Raw genomic sequence first — 10317 nt, 5'->3', positions numbered from 1 at the left:
GAGGAATTACCCTTCTGCTCAGGGAAGTCAACAATTCAGATAAAGCTTTCCTTTACCACCAGGGTTGATCGGTGTTTCCGATTTGTTCTGGATAAAAAGTGGTATCGACAGGCTCTCTCATTTAACGGAGAGAGTTGAAGTTACTCTTTCTCTTTTTGAGAAGGGGGACGTCATTGGTTGTTTGCAGAATAATTCTATCCCCCAAGAGTAGAAGAACTGCTCAAGCATTGGGTGAAGTTAATTTCTGTAGCATAGCGTACAGCGATTTCAAGGCCATGATGGCTCATCAACCAGAACTGGCATGGTATGTTTTTGAGGAACATATACCCGAAAACAGAAGGTCAGGCGTAAGCTACGCACTACCTAGCGCAACCCGTTGAAATGCGTTGTTATAGCTACTTTATTAGAATTATGGCTGAGATGTTTGGAATAGGATGTACTCGTGGGTATGCATTGCAAATTCATTTAACTCAACAGGAAGTGGCAGATTTGGTTGAACCACTTCGTTCGGTGGTAAGCACCATTTTGAATGATTTCAGGAACAGTGGAATGCTTGGCTACCACGTGACCAGATTTGTATAAATGATGCGGCATTAAGTGCTCTTCGCTAATTATCGATGTGGCGATTAACCGACAAATTCCAAATTTGCTTAGAAGTGGTTGATTTTATGCAACCATAATCCGTGTGAATACTTGATTAGCATGATCGCTTGGGTTTTCAGGCCCCTTCCGAGAGTTAGTTTTCGGCGTTGGCTACAAACGGGGTGTAGGGCTTGGAAGGCTCTTCCGGTGTACAAATTCGGCAGGCGTCTCAGCGCGGGCCGGTGCGCTTTTGATGCAACGTCCTGCAGAATTGCCTTGTCCAGGCTCAGCTCGGCAACAGCTTCTTGGGCCGTCCATTCTCTTCCTACAGTTACTTTGCGCTCTCTCGCACCTCAGTCGGACTGCATCCCCGTACCTGCTTCTTCCAGCGGCAAAACGTCTGTCCCGAATATCCCCACCTGCAGGATCAGATCGACCACCGGCATTGCTTCAAATACCGCTACGATCTGCTCTACTGGCTCCGCTTCTTTTCATGGCACGCCTCCTTTAGGTCAAGTTTGCCGAAAAAACTCACTTCCTGTCTGGTCGGTTTTCCTAAAGCAGATCAAGCTTGAAATCAAGTAATTTCACGGTTTCAATCATTAATTGCCAAGATAGCCCCTTGCCACATCAAACATTAATAATTTAAGACAGTGTTTTTAGATAGCAGGCTAAAGTGATAGAACCGTATTAATGTACTGAACGTGATGGCTATGGAGTGACCATAACTTAATACAGGGAATATCCATGATAATTTCAGCACGTATACACGGGTATTTTGATTTTCTGACGTTCGTTATTTTTTACTCGCGCCACCGTTATTAGGATTAAGTCAGTTTCCGGCCATGCTGGCTTATAGTCTGGCTGCAGTCCATTTGATGGTAACCCTGACTTCTACAATTTTCCCTTTGGCATATTCAGGCTAATTCCATTTGCCATTCCTTGGATTGGATTAACAGGCGCCTGGTCGTGGACCTTCCCTCATTGCTTTACCCCCTTTATCTTTGGCTTTGCCAATAACATATCGCGAAATTTTATATCGCCATGGGTGTTGTTGTCATCGTGCTTGGCATGCGTACTGATTATAAAGGTGAGGCAAGAAAAGGCTCCGCAAGCGCGGCGTGCAGCTCTTAGGCAGAGTAGTGCGGTATAAAGACGCGTATCGGCTCTGCTACATCCAGCGGGCCTGAAGGGCTTCTCATCGGACTCCTTGCCAAGAACTCAGCTGATCCCCCTGGTCGGTTCACTGTTCCATTGCTCCCCAGACCCCTTGTTCGTGCCAGGCGATGGTTGTACGAGCATCGGTTATTGATCGTCACAACCGGGCTATCCGTACTTTGATCGCCGCTGCACTCACGCAATTCGAAGCAGCGATGAGTGCTGCGATTTGCACGGTGGTTCAGCAGGAACATGTGAGCGTTGGTACGCGCTTGTCGCCGAGCTTGTTCTGATGGTCAGACCCGGCAGAGCTAGCTAATGGGAGCCCGACCAAACACTTAACACGCCAGATCAGCGAGGCGCTGGAGTTAAATAAAAAATGGCAGATGTCAATTCCAAGAATAAAGTTCACGATTTACTACTGGTTATGGGCCCAAAATTATCCCTTGCACTGATTATAAGCATGGCGTTGATGGCGTGCGGCAAAAATGATCAGGCTGCCGGGTTGCCTGCTGGCGGCACGGCTCTTCCTGTCAGTATGATCGAGGTGCAGCCTACCAGCGTGCCAATCAGCGCCGAAGCGGTTGCGCAAACCGAAGGTGCCAAGGAAGTCGAGATACGGCCGAGGGTGGGCGGCATTCTGCTCAGACGCCTGTGCGATGAGGGCGCCGCGGTAAAAGCGCCAGCCGATGTTTCTGATTGATCCCGTTCCCTACCAAAATGCCTTGGCGCAAGCAAAGGCGCAACTCGCCGAGCAGAAAGCCCGCATTGTGCAGACCGAGCGTGAGGAAAAGCGTTTGCTCGATCTGCTCGACACGCAAGCCATCAGCCAGCGTGAATACGACAACGCCGTCTCTGATAACGCGATCGCAAAGGCTGCCTTGCAACAGGCTGAGGTTGGCGTACGCGATGCTGAGCTTAATCTTTCCTATACAACCGTAACGGCGCCGGTGAAGGGCATGTCGGGCCGCTTTCAGTTCTCCGAAGGAGCCCTGGTGGAAGCGTATAACAGCCTGTTGACGACACTTGTGCAGATATCGCCCATATGGGTGCGCTTCAGCCTTTCCGATAACGAGTTGGTACAGCTTGGCGGCCCCCTGAATGAACAAAGAGTAAAGCAAATCACGTTGATACTGCCGGATGGCACGGAGTACGGGAAGGACGGAGAGTTGAATTTTGCCGCCAGCAAGATTGACCCCACGCTTGGTACGCAGCAATTACGCGCAACGTTCGATAACGCAGAACAACGTTTGCTGCCAGGACAATTCGTACGCGCGCGCGTCACCACGGGAACACGCGATGGGGTTTTTCTCGTCCCGCAGGTTGCGGTGCAGACGTCTGATCTAGGCAAGAGTGTCTATGTCCTCAATGAAAAGAACGAAGCGACCGTACGGCCGGTCGTGGCGGGTAACTGGCTAGGCAAGGATTGGGTGATTCTCGAGGGACTGAAAGCGGGCGACAAGGTGATTGTCGATAATATTATCAAGCTCCGTCCTGGGAACCCCGTGTCGCCTCACGCGCTTGGAGAAGCGCCTGCCGAGCCCCCCGCCCAGCCCAAACCCGATAAGCAGGCAAGTGGACCTGGGCGAGAATCATCATGACCCGATTCTTCATCACGCGGCCCATTTTTGCATCGGTCGTATCCATTATCATCTTTCTGGCCGGGCTGGCCGCCGCGATGCAATTGCCCATTGAGCAGTATCCGCAAATCGCGCCGCCCACCGTGTTGATCACCGCGACCTTTCCGGGAGCAAGTGCCGATACCCTGGCGAAAACGGTTGCCGCACCCATCGAGGAGCAGCTGAGCGGAGTTGACGATCTGCTGTATTTCAGCTCCAGCGCCGATTCAAGCGGCACGTTGACAATTACCGCGACCTTTGAGGTCGGCACAGACGTCGACCAGGCGACTTTCAACGTCAGCAACCGCGTGAATATTGCCCTGCCGCGTTTGCCGGATGAAGTCCGCCGCACGGGCCTGGTAATACAAAAGCGCTCCAGCGACATTCTTCTTGGCCTTATGCTCGTCTCCAAGGAGAAAGGAAAGTACGATCCTTTGTTTCTCAGCAACTACGCCACCCTTAACGTGCTGGATGAGCTAAGACGCGTCAAGGGTGTTGGTGAAGCACTGATGTTCGGCGCTATGGATTATTCCATGCGCATTTGGCTGCGCCCCGATCGAATGGCGCAATTGGGGATCACCACAACAGATATTGCGACGGCTATCCGGGCACAAAACGCACAATATGCCGCGGGGAAGATAGGACAGGAACCCGCCCTCCGATCAGCAGCTGGTTTATACCGTCAATGCCAAAGGCCGGCTGCTGGAACCCGGAGCAATTCGGCAATATTATCCTGCGTGCCGATGGCCCCGAGGGCGTTCTTTATCTCAAGGACGTCGCCCGAATTGAACTTGGTGCGCAAAGCTACGATGTTCGTACTGCGTTGGATGGCCAGCCTGGCGCAGGTGGCCCCATCTTTCTGCAGCCCGGTGCCAATGCGCTTGAGACCGCAGACGCCCTGGTTGCCAAGATGGATGAATTAAAGGCCTATTTCCCGGAAGGAATGGATTACGTCATACCTTACGACACCAGTCTCTTCGTCAAAGCCTCCATCTGGGAAGTCGTCAAAACACTCGGCGAGGCAATGATACTGGTGATACTGGTTGTCTACCTTTTTCTGCAAAGCTGGCGTGCCACGCTAATTCCCATTGTCGCGGTTCCCATTTCCCTGATTGGCACCTTTGCCGGTTTGTGGTTGTTTGGTTTCTCCATCAACACGCTGACACTCTTCGCGATGGTGCTGTCTATCGGCATTGTGGTGGATGATGCGATTGTCGTGCTGGAAAACATCGAGCGCTTGATGGACGAAGAAAACCTGTCGCCGATGAAAGCCGCCATCAAGTCCATGGAGCAGGTTTCACGTGCCGTGGTCGCTATTGTATTAGTATTGTGCGCGGTGTTTGTGCCAGTGGCCTTCATGGGCGGGATCGCCGGGGAACTCTATCGCCAGTTTGCCGTGACCGTTGCCGTTGCCGTGGTAATTTCCGGCGTGGTGGCGCTGACGCTCACGCCCGCATTGTGCGCCATCATACTGAAAACCACGCATGGCGAATCTGCATTCTTCCGGGCATTTAACAGCGGGTTCGACCGGCTCACGCAATTCTATGTCGGTACGGTGGGCGTGACCATTCGGCATAAAATCATCGGCGCCTTCGTATTTACCGGCATTATCGGTCTTTCGATATATCTCCTCGAAATCGTTCCCGGCGGCTTTGTGCCCCCGGAAGATCAGGGCTACGTTGTTTCCGCAACGATTCTGCCTGATGGGGCGAGTCTGGCTCGAACAACCAAAACCACTGAAGCGGTGCGCGCTGCCATTGCGGAGGATCCGGCAGTAGCCCACCAGTTCGTCATCAATGGTTTCGACCTGATCGGTGGCGGCAATAAAACCAGCTCGGCCAGCATGTACGTAACATTCAAAGACTGGTCCGAGCGTACGGGCACCGCCGAGGATATTGTGAATAAGTTGTTTGATATCGGCATGCAGCAGTCTGATGGCATAGCGATCGCATTTAATCCACCTACTATTCATGGTCTGGGCACCGCTGGCGGGTTTGAAGTTTATGTGCAAGCCCGTGGCGGCTCGGATCCCTTGCAATTGTCGGGTGTGGTGAATCATCTCATTGAAGCCCTGAACCAGGAACCGCGCCTCGCCGGCATCACCACCTTTTTCCGCCCTACGGTACCGCAATTCTTCATTGAAGTGGATGAAGCCAAGGCAATTTCTCAGGGGGTGCCGATTGCTGACCTGTACGCCACCTTGCAAAGCACCATCGGTTCCCTCTATATCAACGATTTTAATAAGTCCGGCCGTACCTACCGCGTGCAATTACAGGCGGAACCCGAATATCGCATGCAACCGGAAGATCTCGGCAGGATATACGTACGCTCGCAATCCGGGGCGATGGTGCCCATGTCAGCACTCAGCAAGATCAGCACTATGGTCGGTGCGGAGCAGTTGGAACGGTATAACGGGCTTCTTTCCGCAAAAATAATGGGGGGCGGCGCACCGGGTGTAAGCTCAGGTGAGGCCATCAAGCTGGTGGAAGAGATTGCGGCAAAGAATCTGCCTGATAATTACCAGATTGCCTGGACGGCCCAGGCCTACCAGGAAAAACGCACCGGTTCGGCGGCAACCCTTGCGTTCAGTTTCGCCATCATTATGGTATTTCTCATCCTGGCCGCGCAATTTGAAACCTGGGGCCTCCCGTTGGCCGTGATCATGGCCGTGCCTTTTGCCCTCACGGGCGCGCTGCTTGCCATTTTAGTGCGAGGAATGCCCAATGATATTTACTTCCAGGTGGGCCTGATCACGCTGATTGGCCTGGCGGCCAAGAACGCCATCCTGATCGTGGAGTTTGCCAGCCAGAAAATGCGGGAGGGAATGCCGGTCGCCCAAGCCGCCCTTGAAGCCGCGCGATTGCGCTTTCGACCGATTGTGATGACTTCCATGGCATTTATGCTGGGCATCGTGCCGCTGGTGATCGCCACCGGCGCAGGATCCGCCGCCCGCCGCTCCATGGGCACCGGGGTATTTGGCGGTATGCTCCTCGCCACCTTCGTCGCTACTATTTTCATTCCTCTGTTCTTTACCTGGCTTACCCGTAAGCACCCAGCAAAGCCAGCCGAAAACGTGCAACAGGAAACAGCATGATGCGACACTATAACGTGTGGGTCAGAATCCTGTCATTGCTCCCAATAATGCTGGTCGCATCCTGCGCCATGGGACCGGACTACATCCGCCCCCCCATCGATACAGCCGAAAAGTTTCGGATGACGCAAACGGAAGGGCAATCCATCGCCAATCTTCCCTGGTGGGAGCTTTTGCACGACGAGGAACTGCAACGGCTCATCAACCAGGCTTTGCTGGAGAATAGAGACCTCAAACAGGCAGTGGCAAGCGTCGAAGAGCTCCAGGCGCGCGCGACTATCGCGCGCCTGGATTTTCTTCCTAAATTCGATGTCAATGCCAATGCGCCGGCCTTCGGTACCCTTGGCGGGTTCCTCATTCGCGGGTTTCCGACGCCCTACAATTATTTCGGAAGCGCCAACCTGAATTGGGAGCTGGACATCTGGGGAAGGATCCGCCGTGCCAATGAAGCTGCCCGCGGCGACCTGATGGCCCGTGAAGAGAACCGCCGGGCGGTAGTGCTTACGTTAGTGAGCTCGGTAGCGCAGTCCTACTTCGATCTTTTGCAGTTTGACATGCAGCTGGATATTGCTCGCCGCGCTCTATCATCGTGGGAAGAATCGGTCGCCATTGCCCGGGCGCGGTTACGGGGTGGATTGATTTCCAGGCTCGATCTGGATCAGTTTGAGGCGGAGCGAGCCAACGCGGTAACCAGAGTGGCGGAACTTGAACGACAGATGATTCAAAAGGAAAATGAGTTGGGGGTGTTGTTAGGCAGAAACTCGGCACCGATTCAGCGCGGCCGTGCGCTGACGGAGCAACTCATGCCGCCCGAAGTACCGACCGGCCTTCCTTCCGAGCTGTTGCAGCGACGTCCGGATATTCTACAGGCGGAGCAAACGCTTGCGGCAGCTACGGCGAGAATCGGAATGGCAAAAGCTGCGCGGTTCCCAAAGCTTTCGATTACCGGCTTCCTGGGGGTAGCGAGTCCGGCACTGTCGAAGCTTTTGCTCTCCGGAAGCGAATTCGGCGCAGGCGGACTCGGGTTGGCAGGGCCGTTGCTGAACGCGCAGAGCCTGGGTTTCGAGCAGCGGGCGGCGGAAGCCCAGGCGAGGCAGGTATTGGCTCAATACGAACAAACCATCCTGGTCGCATTCAAGGAGGTTGAAGATGCCCTGGTGGCGATTCGTACCGTTAATGAGCAACGCAAGGCGCAGCAGGAGCAAGTCGAAGCGCTGCGCTCAGCTTTGCATGTGTCCGACCTGCGCTACAAGGGAGGGATTACGAGCTATGTGGACGTGCTCCTTGCCAAACGCAACCTGTTCAACGCCGAATTTGCCCTCACCGCAACGCACCGCTTCCATCTGGTATCTGTCGTTCAGCTTTATAAAGCATTGGGCGGAGGATGGTTCGCGGGCTGAATACCCTTGACATGGTGTCAAGGAGGCTCTCTGCATCCTGATACAAATTTCCTATTTTAAGAAGCCTGTTGCTGAGGTTTTCCCAGCCTAGCAGGCTGTCGGACTTACTGACCGAGAATAGGGGACAATCATATCCAAGTATTGTGAGCCTTCGACCATGAGTTTTCGCCCCATCAACCGCCAAACTGATTACTTGTTCCCGCCGTCGATGAACAACTGGCTGCCGGAGAAACATCTGGCGCGGTTTGTGGTGGAGACGGTGGAGGAGTTTGATCTCACCCGATTTGTTTCGGCGTACCGCAGCACGGGAAGCGCCTCGTACCACCCTTCGCTGCTGCTATCCCTGCTCATCTACGGCTACGCCACTGGGTTGTTTGCCAGCCGCAAGATCGAGCGGGCCACGACTCGGTTGCCTTCCGCTACATTGCCGCCGACTCCCATCCGGATCATGACACCCTTGCCGCTTTCCGACGACGCTTTTTCAAGTTTTCTTTAATACATCGGGATAGCCTATTTGTCAATTCTGCAGTCCCTAATACATCTGACTAATCCTGATCTTCCTTATCCTGCCGCTCCTATTGGGGTGTACATTCAGCCTTTGACAGGCACGAATCAACCGGCCTCTGGTAGAGCGATAGTGTTAGCACACTTTTCCGGAATATTACCGATCAGGTTTGCTTAGCGTTGGGTAGCCTTCGACGTAGATCCAATCGGTGTTTTTTGCTGGCATATGACAGGGGAGACATTCAGTACGGTAATTAGTGGTTACGCTTCGATTTGAGCTGTCGGTTTTAATCAGCGCCCAACCCCAGCCATCGCCCCAGACAGGATTGTTGGGAAAACGGGCTTTGGTATCCTTGATCATTACAAACCACTGCTTGACGTCACCTGTCGCATGGCTGACATTGTTGCCCGTGGTGTATGTGCCTGCAGTTGACGAACGCAATTCCTTGACCAGGGTTGCGCCGTCCGGAAATTTCCCGGTTTTGCGATAGGTCTTCGCCGTTTCCGGTTCTGTGTAGACATCGTGAAAACCACTTGCCTCGCCTTCTGGGACAAACCAGGAACCCAAATGGGTCATTGACAGCCGAAAATCATCGGGCAGACGGATGTTGCCTGACTTGTCGACATATAAGGAAAAATCCCCCTTGTCGGCTATCGCTGTTCCAGCATGTGTCAGCAACGCCACCGTAAACAAAACTGCGGACAACAAAACAGCGATGTGTTCGTTTCGATACGGATATGTATTCTCTTTCAAGCGATTCATTTTATTTTCCTCCGACCGCATTCTCCGCGTTCGCCTTTCCGGCACGGAGAACAGGATAATATTGCGTGAATACAAAGTCATCTTGCGCGGACGCCTCGTGACAGCCGTTGCAATTCGCCGTTGGTTCCAAGTTCGCAGTCTTTTTTATAGATTTGTGGTCTTCGTTAGTAAAGCTGAAATAAGCCCAGTTGCCAGGTTCATTGGGAAATTCGCGCTTGCTTTTTATTGTCGCTTCCAGGCCAATGAAATCACCCATGAAATAACCCTTCCCGCTTGCTGCAACCTTGCCGACACTGGTCATCTCCTTAATTAGTATGGCGCCGTCCCGAATTTTACCGGTCTTTTTCCAGTGCTCCCAGCTCTCCGGGTCAATGTAAACGGTATGAAATTCTTGGAAGTTGGCCTTTCCGTTATTCATATCATTTGGGGTGAGAGGCGTGCCTACGTATACCCACTCGCGAAATCCCGTCGGGCGTTCGAGCACGTTATTTTTGACAGTAAAGTATTCTTTAGCAGAAACACTGCCAGATATTAAAGAAGATCCCAAGGCAGCCAGGATCAATAAACCGGTTAAATATTTGTCAATTCTCATTCAATTCTCCTATCGATTATAAGATTCAGTGGATTCATGCCTTTGCAGCTATTTTCGGCGACCCGTCGTAAAGCGATTTACTGATTCTTGGTATTTCGCTTTTCTGAACTCTCCTTCCCTTGTGGATGAAACCCTTTTCAGAATAAGGTTCTACTGTATGGCCCTGAATCGGGTCGTTCTTGTCGGAATAGTCGCCCGGGTCCTCCTTTTTATAGCCACTCTGCCCCGACGTATTGTTGCCTTGAGCATATGCCATACCCAGAGATTCCAAAAAAGCGATACCGGAAACAATTAATGCAACTACCGCCGAACGCGTGGTTGAAATAGATGAGAAGGGCACGCCTGTTCCTTATTCATCCAGTAATATTGCTCATAGCTGCATCAGATCCGGCGCAAAAGGGTTTTAGCAGGGGCAGTAGCATCTCATCCGTCGATGGCATGGGATCAAGCCAGGTATCCCAATCCTCAGGGGCCAAAATGCAGCTCGGACTCCGCCACGCTTCATCCGAGCTGCTGGTTCCAGTTTTTAGTGGGGTAGTTTGGCAGCGAGCACGTCTACCTGATCGATCTGCGGCGGTACGGCGAATAATTCGTCGGCATTCGCCATC

Annotated in this window: 4 protein-coding genes and 3 pseudogenes; 4 read left to right on the top strand and 3 right to left on the bottom strand. The window is 52.8% G+C overall.

Translation table 11 applies throughout. From position 1 onward, the window contains the following. The first annotated feature begins 2119 nt into the window (after positions 1-2119). The 4 genes and pseudogenes from IPN95_31640 to IPN95_31625 all read left to right on the top strand — a co-directional run bounded on the left by IPN95_31640 (position 2120) and on the right by IPN95_31625 (position 8330). A pseudogene (locus IPN95_31640) lies at positions 2120-3341 on the top strand (efflux RND transporter periplasmic adaptor subunit). Beyond that, a pseudogene (locus IPN95_31635) lies at positions 3338-6453 on the top strand (multidrug efflux RND transporter permease subunit). The pseudogenes IPN95_31640 and IPN95_31635 overlap by 4 nt, the downstream one beginning before the upstream one ends. Further along, positions 6450-7850, top strand: a complete 1401-nt coding sequence (locus IPN95_31630; protein ID MBK9453868.1) for an efflux transporter outer membrane subunit — start codon at positions 6450-6452, stop codon at positions 7848-7850. The pseudogene IPN95_31635 and the gene IPN95_31630 overlap by 4 nt, the downstream one beginning before the upstream one ends. A gap of 157 nt (positions 7851-8007) precedes the next feature. Next, positions 8008-8330 (top strand): annotated as a pseudogene (locus IPN95_31625) (transposase). Between the two features lie 181 nt (positions 8331-8511). Here the strand turns inward: IPN95_31625 and IPN95_31620 are convergent. From IPN95_31620 to IPN95_31610, 3 genes are read right to left on the bottom strand one after another with little or no spacing between them, the layout of a single operon-like run. Beyond that, on the bottom strand, positions 8512-9117 hold the full coding sequence (locus IPN95_31620; protein MBK9453867.1) for a cytochrome P460 family protein: 606 nt from the start codon (positions 9115-9117) through the stop codon (positions 8512-8514). Between the two features lies 1 nt (position 9118). Further along, positions 9119-9709, bottom strand: a complete 591-nt coding sequence (locus tag IPN95_31615; protein MBK9453866.1) for a cytochrome P460 family protein — start codon at positions 9707-9709, stop codon at positions 9119-9121. A gap of 34 nt (positions 9710-9743) precedes the next feature. Beyond that, a complete protein-coding gene (locus IPN95_31610) occupies positions 9744-10049 on the bottom strand; it encodes a hypothetical protein (GenBank protein MBK9453865.1) in 306 nt (101 codons plus the stop codon). Between the last annotated feature and the right edge of the window lie 268 nt (positions 10050-10317).

The organism is Bacteroidota bacterium (assembly GCA_016718825.1).
In the GTDB taxonomy this organism is placed as follows: domain Bacteria; phylum Bacteroidota; class Bacteroidia; order J057; family JADKCL01; genus JADKCL01.
This window is presented reverse-complemented; position numbering and strand designations above follow the sequence as displayed.

What these genes read in the sequence shown, in the direction of transcription:
- IPN95_31615 (MBK9453866.1), bottom strand. Translation starts at nt 9,709, where the DNA reads ATGAGAATTGACAAATATTTAACCGGTTTATTGATCCTGGCTGCCTTG.
- IPN95_31630 (MBK9453868.1), top strand. Translation starts at nt 6,450, where the DNA reads ATGATGCGACACTATAACGTGTGGGTCAGAATCCTGTCATTGCTCCCA.
- IPN95_31620 (MBK9453867.1), bottom strand. Translation starts at nt 9,117, where the DNA reads ATGAATCGCTTGAAAGAGAATACATATCCGTATCGAAACGAACACATC.